General features: G+C 68.1%; 22 protein-coding genes. 11 read left to right on the top strand and 11 right to left on the bottom strand.

Annotated elements, in window-relative coordinates; all coding sequences use genetic code 11:
• Positions 1–288: 288 nt before the first annotated feature.
• Together OR37_RS19780 and OR37_RS19775 are read right to left on the bottom strand one after the other, a co-directional pair.
• A complete protein-coding gene (locus tag OR37_RS19780; protein ID WP_004624463.1) occupies positions 289–909 on the bottom strand; it encodes a plasmid pRiA4b ORF-3 family protein in 621 nt (206 codons plus the stop codon).
• An 81-nt stretch (positions 910–990) separates the two neighbouring features.
• Entirely contained in the window at positions 991–2,472 is a 1,482-nt protein-coding gene (locus tag OR37_RS19775) for a CYTH and CHAD domain-containing protein (protein ID WP_004624461.1), read from the bottom strand.
• Positions 2,473–2,569: 97 nt separating this feature from the next.
• Between OR37_RS19775 and bioB the strand changes: the two genes are divergently transcribed.
• Entirely contained in the window at positions 2,570–3,589 is a 1,020-nt protein-coding gene (bioB, locus tag OR37_RS19770; protein ID WP_004624459.1) for a biotin synthase BioB, read from the top strand.
• Between the two features lie 240 nt (positions 3,590–3,829).
• Here the strand turns inward: bioB and OR37_RS19765 are convergent, their stop codons facing one another.
• Both OR37_RS19765 and OR37_RS21370 read right to left on the bottom strand, forming a co-directional pair.
• Positions 3,830–5,803: an AsmA family protein gene (locus tag OR37_RS19765; RefSeq protein ID WP_235046608.1), complete on the bottom strand. Its 1,974-nt coding sequence runs from the start codon at positions 5,801–5,803 to the stop codon at positions 3,830–3,832.
• A 342-nt stretch (positions 5,804–6,145) separates the two neighbouring features.
• On the bottom strand, positions 6,146–6,763 hold the full coding sequence (locus tag OR37_RS21370; RefSeq protein WP_004624452.1) for a hypothetical protein: 618 nt from the start codon (positions 6,761–6,763) through the stop codon (positions 6,146–6,148).
• A 160-nt stretch (positions 6,764–6,923) separates the two neighbouring features.
• Between OR37_RS21370 and OR37_RS19750 the strand changes: the two genes are divergently transcribed.
• From OR37_RS19750 to OR37_RS19740, 3 genes are read left to right on the top strand one after another with little or no spacing between them, the layout of a single operon-like run.
• Positions 6,924–7,565: an HAD-IA family hydrolase gene (locus tag OR37_RS19750; RefSeq protein ID WP_004624450.1), complete on the top strand. Its 642-nt coding sequence runs from the start codon at positions 6,924–6,926 to the stop codon at positions 7,563–7,565.
• A gap of 25 nt (positions 7,566–7,590) precedes the next feature.
• The gene (locus OR37_RS19745; protein WP_004624448.1) at positions 7,591–7,875 is read left to right on the top strand and encodes a 4a-hydroxytetrahydrobiopterin dehydratase; all 285 of its coding nucleotides are present in this window, start codon (positions 7,591–7,593) and stop codon (positions 7,873–7,875) included.
• Between the two features lie 43 nt (positions 7,876–7,918).
• Positions 7,919–8,704: an SDR family oxidoreductase gene (locus OR37_RS19740; RefSeq protein ID WP_004624446.1), complete on the top strand. Its 786-nt coding sequence runs from the start codon at positions 7,919–7,921 to the stop codon at positions 8,702–8,704.
• 46 nt (positions 8,705–8,750) lie between these two features.
• On the opposite strand, the gene spdR is transcribed toward OR37_RS19740, so the two are convergent.
• Together spdR and OR37_RS19730 are read right to left on the bottom strand one after the other, a co-directional pair.
• Entirely contained in the window at positions 8,751–9,308 is a 558-nt protein-coding gene (spdR, locus tag OR37_RS19735) for a stationary phase response regulator transcription factor SpdR (protein WP_004624445.1), read from the bottom strand.
• A gap of 77 nt (positions 9,309–9,385) precedes the next feature.
• Complete coding sequence (locus OR37_RS19730) at positions 9,386–10,786, bottom strand: ActS/PrrB/RegB family redox-sensitive histidine kinase (protein WP_004624443.1); 1,401 nt, start codon at positions 10,784–10,786, stop codon at positions 9,386–9,388.
• A 71-nt stretch (positions 10,787–10,857) separates the two neighbouring features.
• On the opposite strand from OR37_RS19730, the gene OR37_RS19725 reads away from it, so the two are divergent.
• On the top strand, positions 10,858–11,448 hold the full coding sequence (locus OR37_RS19725; RefSeq protein WP_004624441.1) for an SCO family protein: 591 nt from the start codon (positions 10,858–10,860) through the stop codon (positions 11,446–11,448).
• 36 nt (positions 11,449–11,484) lie between these two features.
• Here the strand turns inward: OR37_RS19725 and OR37_RS19720 are convergent, their stop codons facing one another.
• The gene (locus OR37_RS19720) at positions 11,485–12,186 is read right to left on the bottom strand and encodes an NAD-dependent deacylase (protein ID WP_004624439.1); all 702 of its coding nucleotides are present in this window, start codon (positions 12,184–12,186) and stop codon (positions 11,485–11,487) included.
• Between the two features lie 214 nt (positions 12,187–12,400).
• Between OR37_RS19720 and OR37_RS19715 the strand changes: the two genes are divergently transcribed.
• From OR37_RS19715 to OR37_RS19705, 3 genes are read left to right on the top strand one after another with little or no spacing between them, the layout of a single operon-like run.
• Entirely contained in the window at positions 12,401–13,528 is a 1,128-nt protein-coding gene (locus OR37_RS19715; RefSeq protein ID WP_004624437.1) for a ferritin-like domain-containing protein, read from the top strand.
• A gap of 54 nt (positions 13,529–13,582) precedes the next feature.
• A complete protein-coding gene (locus OR37_RS19710) occupies positions 13,583–14,101 on the top strand; it encodes a lipocalin family protein (RefSeq protein ID WP_004624435.1) in 519 nt (172 codons plus the stop codon).
• Complete coding sequence (locus OR37_RS19705; RefSeq protein WP_004624434.1) at positions 14,098–14,631, top strand: lipocalin family protein; 534 nt, start codon at positions 14,098–14,100, stop codon at positions 14,629–14,631. Before OR37_RS19710 ends, OR37_RS19705 begins: the two co-directional genes overlap by 4 nt.
• A 108-nt stretch (positions 14,632–14,739) precedes the next feature.
• Here OR37_RS19705 and OR37_RS19700 read toward each other — a convergent pair whose 3' ends face one another.
• On the bottom strand, positions 14,740–15,765 hold the full coding sequence (locus OR37_RS19700; RefSeq protein ID WP_004624431.1) for a hypothetical protein: 1,026 nt from the start codon (positions 15,763–15,765) through the stop codon (positions 14,740–14,742).
• Between the two features lie 138 nt (positions 15,766–15,903).
• Here OR37_RS19700 and mmcB point away from each other — a divergent pair, with 138 nt between their 5' ends.
• A complete protein-coding gene (gene mmcB / locus OR37_RS19695; protein WP_419144136.1) occupies positions 15,904–16,362 on the top strand; it encodes a DNA repair putative endonuclease MmcB in 459 nt (152 codons plus the stop codon).
• A gap of 67 nt (positions 16,363–16,429) precedes the next feature.
• Here the strand turns inward: mmcB and OR37_RS19690 are convergent, their stop codons facing one another.
• Both OR37_RS19690 and recQ read right to left on the bottom strand, forming a co-directional pair.
• The gene (locus OR37_RS19690; protein WP_004624428.1) at positions 16,430–16,747 is read right to left on the bottom strand and encodes a hypothetical protein; all 318 of its coding nucleotides are present in this window, start codon (positions 16,745–16,747) and stop codon (positions 16,430–16,432) included.
• Positions 16,748–16,793: 46 nt separating this feature from the next.
• Positions 16,794–18,638, bottom strand: a complete 1,845-nt coding sequence (gene recQ, locus OR37_RS19685; RefSeq protein ID WP_004624426.1) for a DNA helicase RecQ — start codon at positions 18,636–18,638, stop codon at positions 16,794–16,796.
• 237 nt (positions 18,639–18,875) lie between these two features.
• Here recQ and OR37_RS19680 point away from each other — a divergent pair, with 237 nt between their 5' ends.
• Entirely contained in the window at positions 18,876–20,840 is a 1,965-nt protein-coding gene (locus OR37_RS19680) for a transglycosylase domain-containing protein (protein WP_004624424.1), read from the top strand.
• Here OR37_RS19680 and glmM read toward each other — a convergent pair.
• Entirely contained in the window at positions 20,837–22,183 is a 1,347-nt protein-coding gene (gene glmM / locus OR37_RS19675) for a phosphoglucosamine mutase (RefSeq protein WP_004624423.1), read from the bottom strand. The genes OR37_RS19680 and glmM overlap by 4 nt on opposite strands.
• 237 nt (positions 22,184–22,420) lie before the next feature.
• On the opposite strand from glmM, the gene glmS reads away from it, so the two are divergent.
• A complete protein-coding gene (glmS, locus tag OR37_RS19670; protein WP_004624420.1) occupies positions 22,421–24,244 on the top strand; it encodes a glutamine--fructose-6-phosphate transaminase (isomerizing) in 1,824 nt (607 codons plus the stop codon).
• The last annotated feature ends 50 nt before the right edge of the window (positions 24,245–24,294 follow it).

The following is a 24,294-nucleotide window of genomic DNA, read 5'->3' as shown; positions in this document are numbered from 1 at the left end:
CGAGCCATATCGATCGCCCACCAAATGGTGGGCTTTTTTGTGCGCCAAAATACAATCTAAAGTCGCACAACCATTCGGCCCGTGACGTGCCCTCACATCAGCCGCCTCCAACGCCATTCTGGCCTGGACCCATGACAGCGGCGTGCGCAGGCGCCACATCGCTACGGGCGCCCCCGCGGAACCTCACAACGAGGGCCGCTCCGCGCTTGGGCCGCGGCCGGATGACGAATGGAGATCTCGCCGCCTTACGTCCCGAGATCCGCGCCGAGCGGATGCTTAGCCGCCAAATCAAGACCTTGCCTTTCGCGCCGCGGTCGCCTTGGCGGCGTTCCGGCGACGGGCGATGCGAGCCAGAGCGATCTCGATGATGAATTCATCCATGGACTCCGGATCATAATCGCCAAACCAGTCCGCGACGTCGGCATGGTCCGGGTGTTCGCGATCGGCCAGGACCTCGAGCCCGCCATAGAAGCCCGGAATGCCTCCACAATCCTCCGGCGGAGCCGCCCGCTTTCCCGCGACGTAGCGAGGGTACTCGACATTCGGGTCGCCCTGGCGGACCTCGGTGAACGTAAGCCGGTGCTCCCAGCTGTCGCCGAAGTCATAAATATAGTCGAGGACGGTCTCTCCGGGATCAACGATGTCGCGCAAACGCACCGTCTCGGCCTTCAGAATCGGCGTCGCGCATCCGTCTTCTTTTAAGATCGCTGGGCCATAGGTTCGTTCGTCCTGGCGAAACACCCACAGGTGCTGGTCCCACCAGCCCATGGCGGCCTGGACGACATCGTGCAGAACCTTCAGCGTGATCGACGTCGGGACCTCGACCTGCCGCCAGATCAGGGGATCGGTGTCCAGCAATTCGATTCTCAGAGTGACGATCTGGTCGATGCTGTTGACGGTCGCGTTCATGCGGCGAGTTGGAGCTCCGAGCGCTCGGGCCTCCATCGCTCAATTCCGTTGATGGACCTTTGGAGGGCGCGCGCCATCGCGTCAGCTCCAGAACCGCTTGGCCCCAACGAGGTCGCTCAAGGCGGCGCGGGCGGCGCTCAGCAACTCCGACTCATCGTCGCCCAGCGTCACCCGTTCGGCCGCATGGGCCAGGGCTTCGTCGGGAGTGACCTGCCGGATCAGGTCGCGACGAACGGCGCGATCGTTCAGCGCGCCCAGCGCGTCCTGCACCGCCCGAGCGGCCTCGACGAAACGCCGCGCGCGCTTGGGGTGCGCGGGAAACAGCGGCGAGAGGTCCTCCGCCGCGTAACGCAGGATCTTGCCCTTCAGGCGCAGTCGATGGCGGCCGTGGGCGTCCAGGTCTTCGAAGTCCTGGGCCCGGGTCGCCACCTGCCGCAGGCGGTGCTCGAGCGCCTTCCCGGCGAAGGCGACGGCGCGGCCTTCGCGGACCTTCCTCAGCGCCGGATCGGTGGTCCAGGCGCCGGCTTCCAGCCAGGCGGCGGTTTCCAGGAGAACGTCGCGCGCGCGCGGACTGGCCACCGCCGCCTCCAGCTTCAGATAGGCGTTGGCGCGGGCGGCCTTAAGGGCGCGTTCGAACGCGTCACGCCCGCTGAAGGCCGCCCCGGACGCCGCCCTCTCCCAGACCTCGCCGGCGAAGACGTCAAGATCGCGGGCCGTATCGAACTCGGCCGCGAGCCAGTCGAGGGCCGCGTCCAGGCGTTGGGCCGCTTCGTCCTGGGCCAGGGGCTTGAAGATCTTCAGCAGCGCCCGCAGTCGGCGGGCCGCCACGCGCGCCTGGTGCAGATCCTCGGGATCGGGATGGTCCCTCAGCGCCTCCAGGGCCGCGCAGAGGTGCGCGAGGTCGACCCGTCCCAGCGCCTGCAGCGCCTCGCCGACGCTGGCGTGTGGCGTCAGGCCCGCCGATTGGCGGCGCGGCGGGGCGGCGCGGTCCCCCAAGGCGAGACCATAGCCGCGCTCGGCCTTGCTGCTGAGGGAAAGCCGCAGCGGCACCCGCTGGGACAGCTGGCGTCCGAGGTCGAAAAGCGCCGCCGGCTGGCCCGCCTTCAGTTCAAGTTCCAATTCGCAGACCGCCGCCCTGAGGCTTCCGGCATGAAGTTCGCCACGGTCGAGCGCGGCCTCGATCTCGGCTTCGCCGATCCGCACCAGGCGAACGGTGCGTTCGATGCGGGTGGTGAAGACCGGATGCAGCGGCTCTCCGTTCAGCATCCCGGCCGCCGGAGTCAGGGCCAGGGCGTCGCGATCGGGCGCGGGGCCGCTGATCGGCGTTTCCCATTCACCGCGCGAAAACACGCCGCCGGCCGACGCCGATTTCAAGGTCTGCTTCCGGCCGCCCTCGCCGTCGCGCACCCGCAGGCCAAAGCCGGCGCGGCGCAGCGCGTGGCCGGGCGTATCGTAATAGGTGGCGTCCAACTGGCGCACCGCGCCTTCGCCCTTCAACAGGGCCAAGGCCTCGCCCGCCGCCTCGGGCGGGATCAGGAATTTCAGCTCGATCTCGCGATCCATGGCCTGACAAACTCCCGTAAACCCGGCGGGTCGTCTAGCGCTACACGGCCAAGCGACGTCTTGCCAAGCGCGATGCTCCGGTTCAAACGTGCGCGCCATGAGTGAGATCAACGCTTCCGGGCTCGCGCCCCGCCACGATTGGACCCTCCCCGAGGTCGAGGCCCTGTTCGACCTGCCGTTCATGGAACTGGTTTACCGCGCCGCCACCGTCCATCGCGCCACGTTCGATCCCTCGGAGATCCAGCTGTCGCAATTGCTGTCGGTCAAGACCGGCGGCTGCGCGGAGAACTGCGGCTATTGCAGCCAGAGCGCTCATTTCAAGACCGGGCTGAAGGCCGAGAAGCTGATGGCCGCCGAGGACGTCGTGGCCAAGGCCAGGGCCGCGCGCGACGGCGGCGCCCAGCGCTTCTGCATGGGCGCGGCCTGGCGCGAGCTGAAGGACCGCGACCTGCCCAAGCTCACCGAGATGATTGGCGAGGTTAAGGCGCTGGGCCTGGAAACCTGCGCCACCCTCGGCATGTTGACGGCTGATCAGGCCAAGGCCCTGAAGGCGGCCGGTCTCGACTACTACAACCATAACCTCGACACCGGCCCCGATTACTACAGGGACGTGGTCACCACCCGCACCTACCAGGAGCGGCTCGACACCTTGGCCCACGTCCGCGACGCGGGCATGAGCACCTGCTGCGGCGGCATCGTCGGCATGGGCGAGACGCGCCGCGACCGGGCCGGCCTGCTGCATCAGCTGGCCACCCTGCCGGCCCATCCCGACAGCCTGCCGATCAACGGCCTGGTCCCGGTCAGCGGCACGCCGCTGGGCGACAAGGTCCTGGCCGATGGCTCGAAGCAGATCGACGCGATCGAGTTCGTCCGCACCATCGCGGTGGCCCGCATCGTCTGCCCCAAGTCGATGGTCCGCCTGTCGGCCGGCCGCGAGGGCATGAGCCGCGAGTTGCAGGCCCTGTGCTTCATGGCCGGCGCCAATTCGATCTTCGTCGGCGGCAAGCTGCTGACAACCCCGCTGCCCGACATGGACGAGGACAGCCGCCTGTTTCAGGACCTCGATCTGAAGCCGATGGGCTCGGTCCGGGCCGAGTTCGTGGCGGCCGCGGAGTAGGGCGCATGCTCAGGCGCGCGGGGTCAGCAGGATCTCGCGCCGCCACGCCTTGAGTTCGCGTCGCGTTTGGGCGGCGTTCGCCAGATAGACCGCCAGAGCTTCGGGCGGATATTCGCGTCAGCACGCGCATGTCGTGCTCGGCTTCGCCGCTTCACCCGAACGCCCGCTGAAGGTGTCGAGGAGGCGACGGGGCGGCGCGCGAATCCGGAGCCCTGGAGTATTTGCTTGCGTTCGGCACGATCAGGGCGTCGTTTTGGCCGCCTTCACCGGGGCGCCTTGCCGGCGGGCGTCGTCGACCAGGCCGGCGCAGTCGGCGTCCTTGGCTTCGCCGGTCGTGACGAACGGGAGCAGGGCGGCCAGAGGATTGACCAGGGAGCCTAGGGCTGCGGCGACGCCGCCTTGACCGACGGCCTTGCCAGGCTCCAATCCGACCCTCGGGGCCATGAACGGCCCCCGGATCGTGATCGGAACGAACAGGCGCACCAGACGCGGCTTTTTGCTGTCGCCCTCGATGCGCAGATCCATCGTCTCGGTTCCCAGGTTCAGGGTCCCCCGTCCGCGCGCCAGGACAACCCCGGTGTCGGCCTCCAGGTGGTCGGCCGTCATGACCCCGTTCCGAACATCGAAATCGGCGACGGCGCAACGCACCGGCGTTTGCTTGTCGCTCTTGGACAGCAGCAGGATGAGGCCCTTGGAGGCGTTGACACCCAGGAGCTCGGCGAAGGCCTGGCGGATCTGGCCGCGCGGCGCGACGAGGGTTATGGAACCGTCCGCCGCCGCCGCCGCGCGATGAACGCTGTTCCCCTCGCCCGACAGCCGGACGCGAGCCATGACCGGGCCCTCGATCGCCGGCCGCCCATCGCTCATGATCGGGATGAAATCCTCGAGGCGCGCATTGGTCAGACGCACGTCGAGGTCGGTTCTGGGCACGGCCCGGCGCGCGTCCAGCCGCGCTCTTCCCTTCAAATCGCCGCGCGAGAAGGTGAAGGCGATGGGATCGAGCGTCAGCACGCCCTTATTCAGGTTCACTTCCAGGCTGACCTTGCGCAGCGGCAGGTTGGGCGCGTTCACGGTCTCGGCTCGATAGCTGACCTTGGCGTCCATGGCGCGGACACGGTCGACCTGCAGGGTCGCGTCGGGCAAAAGGCGCTGGGCCGCGTCTCGCCGAGCGGCCTCGATCCTTTGCCCAGCCGAAGCCGTCTCGCCGCGGCCGGTGGCGGGCGCGGCGCCGACCAGGCTGCCCAGGTCGTCGAAGTCCAGGCGCCGCGAACGCAGGGTCGCCTCGAGATAGGGTCGTTCGCCGCCCGTCAACACGACAAGGTCGCCGGCGATATCGCTGTCGCCCACGCGACCGGTCAGCTTCTCGAACGCATAGCGGTTTCCGGCTCGGGTCAGGCGGCCGGAGACCTGATAGGGCGGGGTGTTGGGCAGGGTCAGACCGGTCAGATCGTGCAGGCGATTGAGATCCGCGCCAGACAGGCTCAGCCGCGCGTCGAACCGCCCAAGGTCGAACGGTTTGGTGATGGCGCCCTGGGCCAGGACGCGGGTCGAGCCCGCGCGAATATCGGCGTCGAACGGATAGGGATGGTCGGGCGTGATGTTCAGCAGCGGCCCGCCCGTCACCTCGGCCAGGAAGACGGCGTCGTTCAACCGACCGCGCCCTTCCAGAACGAAGCGGCCGCCGTGCTCGCCGGTCCGTTCCTGGGCGCTGACCGAGCCGACGAACAGGACGCGGCGCTGGCGGTCGTCGACGCGCAGCCGCCCGTCGTTGATCACGAAGCGCTGGATCGCCGGCAGTTTCACCGGCGTCTGGCCGCGTTTGGTCGCGCCGAAGGTCCAATTGGCTTGGCCGTCCTTGGCGCGCAGCAGGCGCACATCCGGCTGGTCGACGACGAGATAGGGCAGGATGGTTCGCCCGCGCAGAAGCGGCGGGAGCTTGATCCGCAGCGCCACGCGCCCGATCCTGGCCATCGGCGCCGTGTCCGGGTCCAGGGCCTTGGCCCAGGCCGGCTGGCCGACCAGGACGCCATTGGCCTCGACGCGCGGCGAGAACGACCAGGGATGCACGCGCAGATCGCCCGTGATCGCCACCTCGCGCCCCAGGCGCGCCGAAGCATAGCGGCCGATCGGGCCGCGCAGCAGGTTCCAGTCGAAAAGCACCAGGAAGGCGACGATCGCGCCGACCAAGGCCAGGGCCGCGCCGATGCCGATCACGGCGCGGCGCGACAGACCCCGGAACGGCTTCCGCGGCGGCTTGCGGGGGCTAAAGACGTCGGTAGCGGTCAGGATCGTGGCTCCGGTCGATCCCTCACAACGCGCGAGGCCGCCGATCCTGTTCCCTCCGACGCGTCCCACCCGCGCCGAACCCTGACGTGCTTTAGTAGACTAGGCCCATGCTGCCGATCGCCGCCGCCGCCACGAAGAAGGCGATGATGGCCATGAGTTCATAGGCCTTGAAGAATGGTCTGCTCGGTGAGCGCATGATGAATTTTCCCCCGTTCCCATTTTGGCTCGCGTGAGCGAAGCCGGCGCAAGGGTGGCGCCACCCCGAGTGGGTTAGGGTCTCTTGCCGGGCCACACCAGGTAGCCGGCCTCGTCGCGGCCGGAGACGGTGTAGACGGTATTGTAGGCATAGCGGGCGTAGGGACCGTAACGGTCGCCCTCCGCCCCGAAATCGTCGCGCGCATAGGCATAGCCTTGCGCGTAGCCTTCCGCGCTCGCGTAGCCTTGAGCGCGAGAGTAGGATGCGTCCTCCACCCGCCGGTCGTCATAGACAGCGGGGACGGTCGCGTTGCACGGCGCGCAGGCATAGGCCGGCGCCGGGGCGCAGCGGTCGCAGGCATAGGCGGCGGACGGCGCCCCACGCGCCTCCACCGTCACGGGCGCGCGGCCGTAGTCCCACTGATCCAGGTCGCTCCAGCCCCGTTCCGAGTAGTCCCGACCATCGTCGCAGGCGGCGCGGTCCCAGCGATAGGCGCCGTCCGGGCCGATGACCCGGCGCATGACGCAATCGCCCGGTCGGGTATTGGCCGGCAGCGGCTCCGGATCAAACGGCAGACCGGGACGCGAGATCACTGGACCGCCGTACAGGCCCTGGTCTCCGGCCAAGGCTGGCGCGGCGCCCGCCAGGTTGGCGGCGAGGACGAAGGCGACGATCAGGCGGAACAGGGACATGGGCGACTCCGGTCGTTTATTAACAAAACATTTCCGGGCGGCGCGCGAGCGGATTTTCACCCCTCGCGCGAACGAGGGCGCAAGATCTCGCGGACTTGGCGCTTTCCCTGCCGCCGTCGCCCGGGTAGCGTCGCCTCAAACAAACGTTCGAGGGGCGGCCATGGCGATCGAGGCGGTGATCTGGGATTTCGGCGGGGTGTTCACGACCTCGCCGTTCGAGGCGTTCCGGCGCTATGAGACCGAGCGGGGTCTGCCCACGGATTTCATCCGACGCGTCAACGCCACCGATCCGGACACCAACGCCTGGGCCCGTTTCGAACGGGCCGAGATCGACGCCGGCGCCTTTGACGGCCTGTTCCTCGAAGAATCCTCTCGCCTGGGCCACCCGGTGCGCGGCGCCGAGGTGCTGCCGCTGCTGCACGGCGACCTGAGGCCCCGGGTGATGGACGCGCTGAAGGCCTGCAAGGCGCGGTTCAAGGTCGGCTGCATCACCAACAACGTGCCGACCGGGCATGGCCCCGGCATGGCCCAGAGCGCCGAGAAGGCCTTGCTGGTCGGCGAGATCATGGCGCTGTTCGACGCGGTGATCGAAAGCTCCAAGGCCGGGGTCCGCAAGCCCGACCCGCGCATCTACCAGATGATGTGCGAGCTTCTGGGCGTCGCGCCGGAAGCCTGCGTCTATCTCGACGACCTTGGCATCAACTGCAAGCCGGCGGCGGCGCTCGGCATGACCGCCATCAAGGTGTCGAGCGAGCGGCAGTTGCTCGACGATCTTGCCAGGGCGACGGGATTGTCGTTCTGAGGGCTGAAACGCCCCAGGAGGAAGCATGTCCCGTCCCAAGATCGGCGCCGTGGCCGCGATCGCCCAGCTCGACGGCTGGAGCATCGCGTCCAACCACCCGGACGCCATCGCCAAGACGTTCCGGTTCGCGGATTTCAACGCCGCCTTTGGCTTCATGACCCGCGTGGCCCTGATGGCCGACAAGCTCGACCACCATCCGGAGTGGTCAAACGTCTACAACCGCGTCGAGGTGCTGCTGACCACGCACGACGCGGATGGGGTGACGGAACTGGACGTCCGGCTCGCGAAGTTCATGGACAGCGCGGCCTGAAGAATTCAAACTGCTGTTTGAATTATAACCGGGAGGACGCCGCATGGCGCAGAGCACGGGCCGGGTCGCCGGCAAGAAGGCCTTCATCACCGGCGGGGCCCAGGGCCTGGGCGCGGCGGCGGGACGAATGCTGGCCAAGGAGGGCGCCAAGGTCGCTCTGGCCGACCTCAACCTGGCCGGCGCGCAAGCGGTGGCGGCCGAGATCAACGCCGCTCACGGCGCGGGCACGGCCTTCGCCTACCAGCTGGACGTGACCCAGGAAGACCAGTGGATCGAAGTGCTGGAAAAGGCCGCTAGCGACATGGGCGGGCTGTCGGTGCTGGTCAACAACGCCGGCATCGGCGGCGACGGCCCGATCGAGAGCCTCGACTTCGGCCTCTGGAAGAAGGTGATGTCGGTCAATGTCGACTCGGTCTTCCTGGGCGCCAAGCACGCCCTGACCCACATGCGGGCCCATCAGCCCGGCTCGATCATCAACCTCTCCTCGATCGCTGGCCTGATCGCCAACGGCAACTCGCCCGCCTACAACGCCTCCAAGGCGGCGGTCTGGCTGCTGAGCAAGAACATCGCGCTGTACTGCGCCAAGATGAAGCTCGACATCCGCTCGAACTCCATCCATCCGACCTTCATCGACACCCCGATCCTGGACGGCTTCTCGGCCCGGTTCGGCAAGGAAGAGGCCTTCGCCAAGCTGGCGCGCCAAGTGCCGATGGGCCGGATCGGCGAGCCGAACGACATCGCCAACGCCGTGCTCTATCTCGCCAGCGACGAGAGCAAGTTCATGACCGGCGCCGAGATCAAGGTCGACGGCGGCATTTCGGCGATGTGACCCGAATGATCCTCCCCCGCGCCGCGGGGGAGGACCTTGACCGAACCTACCGCGGCGCGCGCTTGGCCAGGATCCGTTGCAGGGTGCGGCGGTGCATGTTCAGCCGGCGCGCGGTTTCCGAGACATTGTGGCCGCACATCTCGTAGACGCGCTGGATATGCTCCCAGCGGACGCGGTCGGCGCTCATCGGGTTTTCCGGCGGCGCGGGGGCGGCGTCCTTGGCGGCCAGCAGGGCGCGGGCCACGTCGTCGGCGTCGGCGGGCTTGGAAAGGTAGTCGACCACCCCGGCCTTCACCGCCGCCACGGCGGTGGCGATGTTCCCGTAGCCGGTCAGCATGATCACCTTGGCGTCGGGCCGCGCGTCGCGCACGGCCTCGACGACCTTCAGGCCCGAGCCGTCCTCGAGGCGCATGTCCAGCACGGCGTGAGCCGGAGCCTGGCCGCGCAGAATGGTCAGGGCCTCGGCGACGGAGGCGGCTAGCGTCACCTCGAAGCCGCGCTGTTCCAGAGCGCGGCCCAGCCGGGTCCGCAGGGGACCGTCATCGTCCAGAAGCAACAGCGTCTTGTCCGGCAGCGCCGAAACCAACTCACCGATATCCGCCATGAAGTCAGCCCCTCCCCGGGCCAATACTTTAACAGGCTAAATAACGAACTCTAAATTTCACGTATCCGTCTGATAACTCAAGCCCCAGTATAACCCGGGGCCTCGAGCGCTGGCCGGGGCCAGCGCGCGGAAACCACGGCGCCCCCGCGCCGACCGTTGCGAAAATCCACCGCGGCGCCGGTGCGCTCCAGCAAGGTCTTGGCGATGAAGAAGCCCAGACCCATGCCGATATGCCCGGTGCGCGAGCCCTCCGCGCCGGGTCGGGTCGTGACATAGGGCTCGCCCAGCTTGGCCAGGACCTCCGGCGAGAAGCCCGGACCGTCGTCGCGCACCTCGATGACCACGTGGCGCGGATCGAAGCGGGCGATGACCAGCACCTCGCCGCGCGCGAAATCCACGGCGTTCTCGACGATCGAGGTCATGGCGTGAATGATCTCCGGACGCCGCCAGACATCGGGGGCGGTCTCGCCGGACGGCCCATTGACCACGGCCTCCACGCGGATGCCGTGCACCAGGTGGGGCTCGATCACGTCCTGCACCAACTGCACGAGGCTCATGCGCTCATGCACCGCGTCGGTCGCCTCGGGCATCTCGGTCAGGCGCTGCAGGATCTCGCGGCAGCGGGCGGCCTGGCCGATCAGCAGTTCGGCGTCCTCGCGGATTTCCTCGCTGGCGGCGTTACGGGCCATTTCGCGGGCCACGACCGAGATGGTGGCGAGCGGAGTGCCCAGCTCGTGGGCGGCGGCGGCGGCCAAGGCGCCCAGGGCCGACAGGCGCTGCTCGCGCGCCAACACGGTCTCGGTCACGTTCAGGGCCAGCTCCATCCGGGCCGATTCGCTGGCCGCCTGCCAGGCATAGGCGCCGGTCAGCACGATGCCGATCACCCGCGCCGAGACGATCACCCAAAGCATCATCGGATTGGGCGCGAAGGGCAGGGGGCGACCTTCCAACGTGGGCAGCGGCATGTGAAAAAAGGCCAGCAGCACCGAGGCGGCGATAGCGAGCAGGCCGAGGCCGATCGCGTAGCGCGCCGGCAGCGTCGCCGCGGCCAGGGTGACCGGCGCGATCAGCAGCAGGGCGAACGGGTTGTCGGCCCCGCCGGTCAGGTAAACCAGGCCGGAAAGCTGCAGGATGTCGAAGGCGATCTGAGCGGTCGCCTCGCCCTCCCGCGCCAGGCGCTGGCCGCTGGAGGCCAGGCCCAGCAATACGTTCAGCCAGGCCGACAGGGCGACCAGGGTGAAGCACAGCGCCCACGGGATCTGAAGCTTCAACAGCAGGCCGCTGATCAGGAGCATGATGGTCTGGCCCACGACCGCGACCCAGCGCTGGGCCAGCAGGGTGCGAACCCTCAAACGACCGCGACGAAGCCCCGGAGCGGTCCAGGACCAGGCGTCGTCTTGCGCCGGTTCGTCTCCCGGCTTATCGAGCCCCTTCTGACGTGGATCGTCGGGCGCTCTCGCGAACGATACGTCGGCCATGTCGCACCATTGTCCAGAAACGCGCGCATGGCGAGCGTAAAACGGGCGGGCGCAAAGGGACCAAAACGCACATGCCTCGTCACCGTCTTGTCCTGATCCTGATCTGTCTGGCCGCGTTCGGCGTGGTGGCGGGGCTGGCGATGCGCGCCGGCGTGTTCCGGTCCGAACCCGCCGCGGCCGTGGGCGGTCCGTTCCAGCTTGTCGATCAGAACGGCGTCCCGACCACGGAAAAGGCGCTGAAGGGCAAGTGGAGCGCGGTGTTCTTCGGCTTCACCTACTGTCCCGATGTTTGCCCGGGCACGCTGCAGGGCCTGTCGGCGGCCAATGACCAGCTGGGACCGCGCGCCAAGGACTTCCAGATCGTCTTCATCTCGATCGATCCGGCCCGCGACACCGTCCAGCAGATGAAGACCTATCTCTCCGCGCCCTATGTGCCGAAATCGACCCTGGGCCTCACCGGGACCCAGGAGCAGGTCGCCGTCGCGGCCAAGGCCTACAAGGTCTATTACGCCAAGGTCGGCGACGGGCCGGGCTACACCATGGACCACTCGACGGCGATCTATCTCGTCGACCCCAAGGGGCGGTTCCGCACCGTGATTCCCTACAACCTGCCGCCGGACGACATCGCCCGCCGAATCAAGGACGCCATGCGCGAGGGGTGATCCGGGTTCGCTCCACTCGTCCGGAGACGAGCGGGGTCACGCGCCGAGTACGTCCTGGACCCAGGCGGGCACGATCCGGCTGGCCGGGCCATAGCGCTTCTCGTCGAAGACATAGGCGTTGGCCGAGGGCTCCAGATTGATCTCGCATGTCGCGATTCCCATCGCGCGAGCCTGGGTCACGAAGCCGGCGGCCGGGTAGACCGAGCCCGAGGTGCCGATCGAGACGAAAAGGTCGGCCTCGGCCAGGGCGTCCTCGATCTCGTCCATATGGAGCGGCATTTCGCCGAACCAGACGACATGGGGCCGGGCCCCGCCCGCGCGTCCGCAAGCCCCGCAGACAGCCTCGGCGGTCAGCGCGCCCCTGTCCGGACACGTCGCCTGGCAATAGTGGCAGCGCGTCACCGCCAGCTCGCCATGCATGTGGACGACGCGGCGGGAACCGGCCTTCTCGTGCAGGTCATCGACGTTCTGGGTGCATAGCCAGAGTTCGTCGCCGCGCGCCGCCAGTTCGGCCTCCAGCCGCGCGAGGGCGAAATGGGCGGCGTTCGGCGCGGCGTCCATCAGGTTTGCGCGCCGAGCGTTGTAGAAGTCCCGCACCAAGACCGGGTTCCGCGCGAAGCCCTCCGGCGTGGCGACCGTTTCGAGGTCGTACTTGGTCCATACCCCGTCCTTGTCGCGAAAAGTGCCCAGGCCGCTCTCGGCCGACACCCCGGCGCCCGTCAGCACGAAGATTTTCATTCCGCCTCCTGATCAACGGTTCGGCCGGGCGAAGCGTCGGCGATATCGGCGCGCGCGGGATGACCCCCACGCGCCCCATGACGAAGGTGACGCCTCCGTCATTTTTAATTTGACCCGCGTCAAGGGTTGAGTTGACAGTGTTCAGATCGCCGACGGACCGCGCAAGACGGCCCGGCGATCTCATGATGTCTACCGGCCGATAGGGAGCGCCGCCATGACGGACAAGAACATCACCAAGGACGCCATGTACGACGCGGTGGCGCCGGACGACTTCGAGTCGATGCTCGAACTGGATCGCTACAACAACCGCTCGACCGCGTTCGACAAGATCATTTCCGCGACCCACGACCACTTCTGGGATCCGCTGGACAAGGCCTATATCGATTTCGACGAACCGTTCGACATGGAGAACCAGGCCCTGGTTCCCGAGGACATGGTCATCGCCCTGTCGACCGACTACGTCTCCAACCACCTGTCCGATCCCAAGCAGCGTATCCGCTTCATCAACCAGTCGGTGCTGCGGAACTTCTCGTCGATCCTGCATGGCGAGCAAGGCGCGCTGAACCTGTCGGCGAGCCTCTGCCACGTCCTGAAGGATCAGGGCGCGCAGGAATACGCCGCCAACCAGACGCGTGAAGAGGCCCGCCACGTCACGGCCTTCGCCAAGTATATCAAGGCCCGCTGGGGCAAGCCGGTCGAGTGCGGCCCGGCCCTCAAGGCCCTGCTCGTCGAGATCATCGGCGCGCCCGAGGTCTACAAGAAGATCATCGGGATGCAGATGCTGGTCGAAGGCCTGGCCATGGGCGCCTTCGCCACCTTCTTCAACAAGATCAACGACCCGACCGGCAAGAAGCTCTTGCAGCTGGTGATGACCGACGAGGCCTTCCACCACAAGTTCGGGAAAATCTGGGCCGACCGCACGGTGCCCAAGCTGTCGCCCGAGGAGCACGCGATCATCGAGGACTGGGCGGCGCACTGTTTCCAGACCCTGCTGTTCAACCTGGTCTCGCCGCACCAGCAGCTGGACCTCTACGCCGAGTTCGGCCTGGATCCCGACAAGGTGGTCGAGGAGTACGGAAAGATCATGACCGACGACGTGCGTCGGGAAAACATGAAGGAGCAGACCAACATCTTCCGGGTGCTGGTCAAGACGCTGCTCAACGCCGGCATCATCACCGACCGCACCAAGGCGTTCTACGCCATGTATGTCGACCTCGAGGAACTGAAGGGCGAAGGCGAACGGATGGTGGGAGACGACATCGCCGAGGAGGGCATCCGCCACCTGCAAGCGATCAATTTCAAGAACCGCCCGGTTTCCGCGGTCGGCATCGCCGCCGAATAGGGAACGGCCAGCGGCCCGCTCGCGTTTGGGCGAACCTGCCCTGGAGGTTCGCCCATGCGTCTTGGCCTGTCCTTCGCTCTCTCTGTGTCGGTTTCGGCCGTGGCCGGCGGGGCCTTCGCCGGCGCGCCGCCACCCGCCAGGGCGGTTTCGCCGGAGTTCTATTCCGGCCGCTGGTACGAGATCGCCCGCACGCCGAACTTCGGGCAGCGCGATTGCCAGGCGCCGACCACGGACTTCGTGGCCGAAGGAGCCCGCTTCAAGGTCCGCCAGGTCTGCCATCATGGCGCGCCGTCGGGTCCGGAGAAGGTGTTCACCACCAAGGGGCGGATCATCGAGGGCAGCCGCAACACGCGCTTCACGATGGACTTCCTGGGCGGGTTGAAGAAGCAGGAATACTGGGTGCTGGACTGCGCGCCGGACCACTCGTGGGGGGTGATGGCCACGCCGGGCGGCCACTATGTGTGGCTGCTGTCGCGCCAGCCCGTGATGCCGCCGGCCGCCAAGGCCGCCGCCCTGGCCCGGGTCAAGGCCCTGGGCTATGACAAGCTGGAGTTTCCGGAGCCCGCCGCATGAAGTTCGTCCTCGCCATGGTTGGCGTCGCCTTTAGCCTTGGCGCCTGTGTCGCCGGGCCGGTCGGCAACCCCAGTCCGCCCCAGCCGGCCAAGGCCGTGACGCTCGATCGCTATCTGGGCAAGTGGTACGAGGTCGCCCGCTACGACATGCGGTTCGAGAAGGGCTGCGAGGGCGTCACCGCCGAATATTCCAAGCGTCCGGACGGCCTGATCCGCGTGCTGAACACCTGCCGCCAGGGCGCGGTCGACGGACCGATCAAGACCAGCGAAGGCAAGGCCAAGGTCGTCGACGCGGCGACCAACGCCAAGCTTAAGGTCAGCTTCTTCGGCCCGTTCTATGGCGACTACTGGGTGCTGGACCATGGCGACGACTACGACTGGTCGATCGTCGGCGAAGGCTCGGGCCGGTATCTGTGGCTGCTGTCGCGCAAGCTCCCGACCGACGCGGACCGCGCGGCGCTGACGGCGCGCGCCAAGGCGCTGGGCTATGACGTCGGGATGCTGCGGCCGACAAAACAGCCGGCGCCTTAGGGCCTGTCCGCTTCAAATTGAATCATTTGAGCGGAAAAATAAGGCGCTAAATCAAACATTTAGAGCGTGATAGCCGCCGAAACCGCTCACACTTTCGGCTATCACGCTCTAGGGGCGCTTGCCCGGCCAGACCAGGTAGCCGTTCTCGTCGCGACCGGCGACGCGGTACTCGACGCGCGCCGACGGCGGCCCACTGTCGATGATTGGCGGGGCGGTGGGCGGCGCATAGGGCGGCACGACGGCCGGACGCAATGGCGAGGCCTCTATGATCCCAACAGGTGGGAACGGCGGCTCAGCAGCGCGGGCGTCGACCTCCTCGCGCGCTTCGGCCGACGGGCTCGACGGCGACATCGCGGTGGCTCCTGTCGCGGCGATGGCGGCCATGTCGACACGCGGCGGAGGAGCCAGGATCTCGTCAGTCGGGAGGGGCTGCGTCGCCAACGCCATCGGCGCCGAAGCGAAGGCAGGTCCACTTGGCGGCGGATCTAGAGCCACTGTGTCGACGACACCCTCGAAGCGGGCGAGACAAGCGGCCTGGCCGTCCGCGAAGGCCGCCTTCAGCCGCTTGGCGTCGTCAGCCATCAGTTCGTCGCGCGACGGCGCTCCTTCGCGTGGCGAGGTCCATTTGCACAGGTCCTGCACAACGATCCGGCTAGCCCTGGTGTCTAGCACGTAGAAGCGGGCCCAATAGATGATGCTGTAGTGGGTCCAGTTCGTTGGGTACCAGATAACACGACGCTGGACGGTGCCGACGCCGACGGCGTAGCGGCCCTTGCTGGCCAGCAGCGCTACCGAGTCCTTGGTCTTGGGGGTGGGCGCAATCTGGCTATCGCTCAGCGCATATCCGGCGCGGGCGGCCAATCGAGCGGCCAGAATCGGCGCCATCGCGGCGGCCGGATCGACGACGTTATGCTTCTCGGCCAGCGCCTTACCGTCGGAGAGGGCCATCAGGCCGCTGATCAGCCCTCCGCCTAGCACATTGCCGCTCGACCACTGGGCGACGAGCGGCGCCGGCTTGGGAACACCGTAGATGATCGTGTTCGTCGGTTCGGCCGGCTGCGCCTGGGCCATGCCGGAAACGATCGCTCCGAGAGAGAGCGCAAGGGCCACCGCCGTCATCGAATGCTTGCCCACGCCAGTTCCCCGCCTCTCGTTCACGGAGCTAGGTCGCTGACTGGTTGTGGTCAAACAGGCTCGCCTCTCGGGCGGTTATTTAACTCTATTTCCGGCTTGCTCGCCGAACAAAGATAGAACACGATCGCGGCCGTGGACGTGATCATCGACATACAGGCCCAGGCTTCCCGCCCCGAGACCACCCTGACCGTCACGCGGGGCGCGGCGCGGCTGCTGGTCGATCTGGGCTATGCGCCGCTGGCCGAAGTGACCCTGCCGAACGGCCGGAGGGCCGATCTGATGGCGCTCGGGCCCAAGGGCGACGTGCTGATCGTCGAGGTGAAGTCAGGGCTGGAAGACTTCCGGGTCGATCGCAAGTGGGGCGAATACGCACCCTATTGCGACGCCTTCTACTTCGCCGTCGCGCCCAGCTTTCCGGACGGAATCCTGCCGGACGAGCCGGGGCTGATCGTCGCCGACGGCTTCGGCGGCGCGGTGGTTCGCGAGGCGCCACTGGCGCCCCTGGCGCCAGCCCGGCGCAAGGCCCTTACGCTCGCCTTCGCCCGCCTCGCCGCCTTGCGGGCGGCGGGCGTCAACGCGGAGCGGCTAAGCCTTTAGTCCGTGGCGTCTGAAGTCGTCCTCGCCCAGAGCCTGTCGGAAGGGAGAGGACGGCCATGCTGACGGGTTAGTCCAGATTCCGCGCGATCAGGAAACCCACGCCTAGGCCGATGGCGAAGGCGCCGAGGGCCATGCCCACGGGATGCTCCTCGGCGGCGTGGTGGGCGACCTTGGCCTTTTCGTTGGTCCAGGCCGCGCCGACCTTGGCCTTCTCGGCGGCGAAGCTGCGGGTCTGTTGGGCCACTTCGGTCGCGGTCTCGCGCGCCGATTTCATGGCCTTGGCGACGGCCTCCTTGGCCTGCTTGGTCTTCTCGGCGGCCGCGGTCTTGACGGTGTCGGCGGCGGCCGTCGCGTCGGAGGGGGTGAAGCGGTTGACGTCGGTCATGGGGAGGCTCCTCGGCTTGATCCTCTACCAACACCCACGGCGCGGTTTAGTTCTCCCGCACAACCTTCAAAACCGCCTCGCCATAGCGATCCAGCTTGCCCTGGCCGACACCGCCGGCCTTGCCGAGCGCCGCCAGGGTCGCCGGCCGGGCGGCGGCGATCTCGGCCAGGGTGGCGTCATGGAAGATGACATAGGGCGGCACGTGCTGCAGCTGGGCCTGCTCCTTGCGCCACGAGCGCAGGGCCTCGAACAGCAGCTGGTTTTCGGCGGGGATGGTCAGAGCCTTGCCCTCGCGGCGCTTGCGGACGCCGCCGCCGGCCCGGCCGGTCTCGGGCGCGTCGGTCATCTGGCGCAGGGCCACCCGTCGCTCGCCGCGATAGACCTGCCGCACGCCCTCGATGTCGCCCAGGCCGATCAGCGGCCGGCCGTCATTGGGATCCTCGCGCAGCAGGCCCTCGAAGATCAGGGTGTCGAACAGGTCGCGCCAGGCCGGCTGGCTGAGCTCGCGGCCGATGCCGAAGGTCGGCAGCTGCGCCTCTTGGGGCGTCACGTCCTTGGTCTTGCCCAGCAGGTGGTCGATCAGCCGCCCGCGCCCGAAGCGGCCGCCCATGCGGTGCGCCGCCGACAGGGCCTTCTGGGCGGCCTCCGTGGCGTCGACCGCCGCGGGCGGCGAGACGCAGACGTCGCAGAGCCCGCAACGGGCCACGCCCTCCTCGCCGAAATAGCGACGGACCGCGGCGGCGCGACAGGTGACCCCTTCCAGCATCGCATAGAACTGGCGCAGCTTACGCGCCTGGACCTGTTTGACCTCGTCGGGGGCCTCGCGCGTCTCGATGCGGCGGCCCGCCCAGGCCATGTCGGCCGAGCCGTAGAGGGTGATGCCCTCAGCGGGCTGGCCGTCGCGGCCGGCCCGGCCGACCTCCTGCCAATAGGCCTCGATGGCGGCGGGCGGATCGGCGTGGATCACGTAGCGGACGTCGGGCTTGTCGACCCCCATGCCGAACGCGATGGTCGCCACCATCACCGCGGCGTCTGCTTCCAGGAAGTCCTCCAGCCGGCGGGCGCGGACGGCCTTGTCGAGACCCGCGTGATAGGCCAGGGCCGGCACGCCCTCGGCGTTGAGCCGTTCGGCCAGCTTCTCGGTTCCGTCGCGCGAGCCGGCATAGATCACGCCGGACCGTCCCGGCCGCTCCAGCACCAGTTCCACCACGCGGTCGTGGCCCTTGCCGCGCTTGCGCTCGGCGGAAAGGGCCAGTTCGGGCCGCGCGAAGCTGTCGACGAACTCGGCCGCGCCCTGCAAGCGGAGCTCGGCGCGGATATCGTCGCGGGTGCGGGCGTCGGCCGTGGCCGTCACGGCCAGGCGCGGGACATCGGGGAAGAGCTCGGCCAGCCGCCCCAGCATCCGGTATTCGGGTCGGAAATCGTGGCCCCATTGGCTGACGCAGTGGGCCTCGTCGACGGCGATCAGCGCCAGCGGCGTGCGCGACAGACGCTCCAGCATCCAAGGCTGCATCAGGCCTTCGGGCGACAGGTACAGCATGTCGACCTCGCCGGCGTCGATGCGTCGCCAGATGTCCGAGCGCTCGTCCAGCGAGATGTTGCTGTCCAGCCGCTCGGCCGCCACGCCGGCCTGGCGCAGGCCCTGGACCTGGTCGGCCATCAGCGCGATCAGCGGCGAGACCACCAGGCCGACGCCCGGCCGGATCAGCGACGGGATCTGGTAGCACAGGCTCTTGCCGCCGCCGGTGGGCAGCACGGCCATGGCGCTGTGGCCGGCCAGGATCTCGTTGATGACCCCGGCCTGCATCCCCCGGAAATCCGCATGGCCGAACGTCCGCCGCAGGACGTCGCGCGCGTGGTCGAGCTGGGGAGAATCGGGAGGAACGTACACGGCGGTCCTTTTGGCAGCCTCCAACGGCGGGGCCAAGGGCGTCATGGTCGCCCCGTCTTCCGATGGCTCAATCCTGGCGCGCATCGTGGCGCGGCGCGCGGATCGCCACAAGCGCGCCTTAAGGTTCGTTCACGTCTCGTCAATCTTATCGCGCGTTCTGTGGCGTTCGGCTAAACCGAACGCGCGAGAGCGCGCGCGGGCGCGCGCCCTCTTGGGCCCTCTTGGAACAGGACGACCATGGCGAACGGACCCTTCGGCGGGAACAAGCCGGCGAAGCCGCAACGCACCCCGCTCCAGGCCCTGATCTATTGGGGGACCGTGGTCGGCGTTTGGGGGCTGATCTTCTGCGTCGCCTTCTTCGCCGTGTTCGCCAGCGACCTGCCCGACACGTCCAAGCTCTACGACGTCAAGCGCCAGCCCTCGATCAACTATCTGGACCGTTCGGGCGCCCTGCTGGCCGTGCGGGGCAGCCAGTACGCGCCGCCCGTCGACATCGACGCCCTGCCCAAATACGTGCCGGCCGCTTTCGTGGCGATCGAGGACCGCCAGTTCTACCACCACTTCGGCTTCAACCCCTGGGGCATCATGCGGTCGCTGGCGTGGAACGCCACCCATGACGGCCCGCAGCGCGGCGGCTCGACCATCACCCAGCAGCTGGCGCGGAACCTGTTCCTGAGCCCGGCCCAGAACTATCGCCGCAAGGCCCAGGAGCTGATCCTGGCCATCTGGCTGGAGATGAAGTTCTCGAAGAAGCAGATCCTGGCCCTCTACATGAACCGGGTCTATTTCGGGGCGGGGGCCTATGGCATCGAGGCGGCCTCGCAACGCTATTTCAACAAGCCGGCCAAGGACCTGACCCTGGGCGAGGCGGCCCTGCTGGCCGGCATGATGAAGGGCCCGGCCCGCTATTCTCCGGTCGCCGCCAAGGACCGCGCCGCCCGCCGCGCCACCATCGTCCTGGACGAGATGGTGCGCATCAAGGCGATCACGCCGGAGGAGCGCGACGAGGCCTTCAAGACCCCGGTGCAGGTCTCGGCCACCCTGGCCAACCAGCGCGCCCAGTACTTCACCGACTATATCGACGCCCAGGTGCGCTCGCTGGTCGGCGAGCCGACCGAGGACCTGGTGGTCGAGACCACCTTGGACCTGCCGATCCAGGTCGCCGCCGAGCGCGCGGTAAAGCTGGGCGTTGACGGCCACGCGGCCCAGGGCGTCCAGCAAGCCGCGCTGGTGTCGATCGACGGCGAGGGCCGCATCCGCGCCTATGTCGGCGGCGCCGACTACGCCGAGAGCCAGTTCGACCGCGCCACCACGGCCCGTCGCCAAGCGGGTTCGGCCTTCAAGCCGTTCGTCTACCTGACCGCCATGGAAGCCGGCCGCACGCCCAATGTGATGGTCGTCGACGAGCCCGTGAAGATCGGCAACTGGGAGCCCAAGAACTACACCGGCAAGTATCTGGGCCAGATCACCTTGCAGACCGCCCTGGCCCAGTCGATCAACACGGTCGCCGCGCGCCTGGCCAACGAGGTCGGCACCGCCAACGTCGCCAACACCGCCAAGCGGCTGGGCATCACCAGCAAGATCCAGCTGGATCCGTCGATGGCGCTGGGCGCGGTCGAGGTTTCACCGATGGAGATGGCCCAGGCCTACGCCCCGTTCTCGAACGGCGGCTTCCTGGCCAAGGGCTACGGCATCGAGCGCATCCGCACCGCCAGCGGCAAGGTGCTGTACGATCATGGCGTCGAGAAGCAGGCCCGCTCGGCGGTGATCGGCTCGCCGGCGCTGCAGTACATGAACCAGATGATGCGCCAGGTCGTGGCCGCTGGCACCGGCACGCGCGCCAAGGTCGCCGGTTACGACATCGCCGGTAAGACCGGCACCACCAGCGATTATAAGGACGCCTGGTTCGTCGGCTATACCGGCGGCTTCGTGACGGCGGTGTGGACCGGCAAGGACGACGCCACGCCGATGAAGCGCGTCACCGGCGGCGGCGCTCCGGCGGAGATCTGGCGCACGTTCATGTCCGCGGCCCTGCCTCGGCTGAAGGCCACGCCGATCCCGGGCGGCGTGATCGAGCCGCCGCCCATCGACGCGCCCGATCCGATCGGCGACCTGCTGCCGGGCGCCACGCCGGCGCCGGCGGGACCGGCCGCCGAGACCCCGGCGGGCACGGCCCCGCCGCCGGACCAGTTGCCCTATTAGGCCGCCTTAACCGCGCTGACGATCGACTTCACGACCTTGCTCACCAGGGCCGGGTCGTCGCCCTCGGCCATGATGCGGATCAGCGGCTCGGTGCCCGAGGCCCGCACCACGATGCGTCCGGCGCCGTTCAGCTGGGCCTCGCCGTCGGCGATGGCTTCCTTCACGGCCTTGGCTTCCAGCGGCTTGCCGCCGGCGAAGCGGACGTTTTCCAGAAGCTGCGGCACCGGCTCGAACTGGCGGCCCAGGGCGCTCATCGGCTTGCCGCTCTCGACCAGCACGGCCAGAACCTGCAAGGCGGCGATCAGACCGTCGCCCGTCGTCGAGAAGTCCGACAGGATCAGGTGGCCCGACTGCTCGCCGCCCAGGTTGAAGCCGCCCTCGCGCATCCGCTGCATGACATAGCGGTCGCCGACCGAGGTGCGTTCCAGGTTCAGGCCCAGGCCGTTCAGATAGCGCTCGAGGCCGAGGTTCGACATGACCGTGGCCACGACCCCGCCGCCCTTCAGCGCGCCCGCCTTGGCGAAGGCGCCGGCGATGATGGCCATGATCTGGTCGCCGTCGACGACCACGCCCTTCTCGTCGCAGACCACCAGGCGGTCGGCGTCGCCGTCCAGGGCGATGCCGATGTCGGCGCGATATTCGCGGACCATCTTGGCCATGGCCTCGGGATGGGTCGAACCGCACTCCTCGTTGATGTTGGTCCCGTCCGGATCGACCCCGATCGAGATCACCTCGGCGCCCAGCTCGTAGAGGGCGGTGGGAGCCACCTTGTAGGCGGCGCCATTGGCGCAATCGATGACGATGCGCAGGCCGCTCAGCGACAGGTGGCGGGGGAACGTCGCCTTGACGATCTCGACATAGCGGGCCTGGGCGTCGTCGATGCGCTTGACCCGGCCCAGCTCGCGCGGCGCGGCCAGGCCCTCCTGCAGGCCCTCGTCCATCAGGGCCTCGATCTTCAGTTCCTGGGCGTCCGACAGCTTGTAGCCGTCGGGACCGAAGAACTTGATGCCGTTGTCGGCGAAGCTGTTATGCGAGGCGCTGATCATCACGCCGAGATCCGCGCGCATCGAGCGGGTCATCATGGCCACCGCCGGGGTCGGCAGCGGGCCGAACAGGCGCACGTCCATGCCCAGGCTGGTGAAGCCGGCGACCAGGGCCGGCTCGATCATGTAGCCCGACAGGCGGGTGTCCTTGCCGATCACCACCAGGTGGCGGCGCTCGTCCTGCGAGCGGAACAGCTTGCCGGCCGCCAGACCGACGCGCAGGGCCACTTCGGCCGTCATCGGATGCTTGTTGGCCTGGCCCCGGATGCCGTCGGTGCCGAAATAGGCGCGCTTGCTCATGTCGTCTTGTTGTCTCTTCCAGGGCCTTACGGCCAAAAAGGGCGCCGGTGCGGCGACTGTCAGCCCATAGTCTTAATTCCGAGCCAATCCGGAGGGAATGGCTGGCGGCGGATCCGAAACGATCCGAAATGCAGATTTATGAGAGCGGGCCCGCGGGCCAGTGCTAAAGGCCCGCTTCTGAAATTCGCGCGTCGGCGGGCTTGATCCGTCGGCGCGGTCCACAAGGGATCATCGCTTATGTGCGGCATCATCGGCATCGTCGGCAAGCAACCCGTCGCCGAGCGTCTGATCGAAAGTCTCAAGCGCCTGGAGTATCGGGGCTATGACTCCGCCGGCATCGCGGGCGTGGTGGGCCAGGGCAGGGTCGAGCGCCGTCGCGCCCAGGGCAAGATCAAGGCCCTGGAAGCGGTGGTCGCCGAGCAGCCGCTGGTCGCGACCACCGGCATCGGCCACACCCGCTGGGCCACGCACGGCGCGCCCAACCTCAAGAACGCGCACCCGCACACGGCCGGTCGCGTCACCCTGGTGCACAACGGCATCATCGAGAACTTCGCCGAGCTGAAGGCCGAGCTGCTCGCGGCGGGCCGGACGTTCGAAAGCGACACCGACACCGAGGTGATCGCTCAGCTGATCGACGCCGAGCTGGCGACGGGCCTCGCCCCGCTGACCGCGTTCAAGGCCACGCTGGACCGCCTGACCGGCGCCTACGCCCTGGCGGTGCTGATCGAGGGCGACGACAACCTGATCCTGGGCGCGCGCCGCGGCAGCCCGCTGGTGGTCGGCGAAGGCGAGGGCGAGATGTTCCTGGGCTCCGACGCCCTGGCCGTCGGCCCGTTCACCAACCGGGTGATCTATCTGGAAGAGGGCGACTACGTGGCCCTGACCCACCAGGGTCACGAGATCCATGACGCCTCCGGCGCGCGCGTCCAGCGCGCGGTGCGGGTGGTGCCGGCCTCGGCGGTGATGCTGGAGAAGGGCAATTATCGCCACTTCATGGAGAAGGAGATCCACGACCAGCCGGACGGCTGCCAGCGCACGATCTCGGCCTATGTCGACGCCCTGAGCTCGACGGCGGCCGTGCCTGGCGACATCGATTTCGCCGCGCTGGAGCGCATCCAGATCGTGGCGTGTGGCACCTCGTTCATCGCCGGGGTGGTGGGCAAGTACCTGATCGAGCAGCTGGCCGACCTGCCGGTCGATGTCGAGATCGCCTCGGAGTTCCGCTATCGCCAGCCGGCGCTGCGTCCTGGGGCCCTGGTCATCGCCATGTCGCAGTCGGGCGAGACCGCCGACACCCTGGCGGCTCTGCGTTACTGCAAATCCAAGGGCATGAAGAGCGCGGTGGTGGTCAACGCCCAGGAATCGACCATGGCCCGCGAGGTCGACGTCGTGTGGCCGATCCACTGCGGTCCCGAGATCGGCGTGGCCTCGACCAAGGCCTTCACGGCCCAGGTCAGCGTGATGATCGCCCTGGCCGTCGCCGCCGCCAAGCAGCGCGGCAAGATCGACGACGCCGAGGAGCAGCGCCTAGTCAAGGTCCTGCTGGAGGCCCCGCGCCTGATCGCCGAGGCCATCGGTCTGGAAGACGCCATCAAGGACATCGCCGCGGACGTCGCCAAGGCGCGCGACGTGCTCTATCTGGGCCGCGGGCCCATGTCGGCCCTGGCCCTGGAAGGCGCGCTGAAGCTGAAGGAAATCAGCTACATCCACGCCGAGGGCTACGCCGCCGGCGAGCTGAAGCACGGCCCGATCGCCCTGGTCGACGACAAGACCCCGATCGTCATCCTGGCGCCTTACGACAGCTGGTTCGAGAAGTCGGCCTCCAACATGAGCGAGGTGATGGCGCGGGGCGGCCAGGTGATCTTCGTCACCGACACCGAGGGCGTGAAGCACGCCCCGGCCGGCGCCAAGGTGGTGGTCACGGCACCGGCCTCGGACCCGCTGGTCTCGACCCTGGTCATGTCGGCCCCGATCCAGTTGCTGGCCTATCACGTCGCCGTGGTGAAGGGCGCCGACGTCGACCAGCCGCGCAACCTCGCCAAGTCGGTGACGGTGGAGTAGGGCAAGATGCTCCCCCGCGTTGCGGGGGAGCTGCCGGCGCAGCCGGCTGA

The organism is Caulobacter vibrioides OR37 (assembly GCF_000372645.1).
Classification (GTDB): Bacteria; Pseudomonadota; Alphaproteobacteria; order Caulobacterales; family Caulobacteraceae; genus Caulobacter; species Caulobacter vibrioides_E.
Note: the sequence above shows the minus strand (reverse complement) of the source record. Positions and strands in the feature narration are given on the sequence as shown.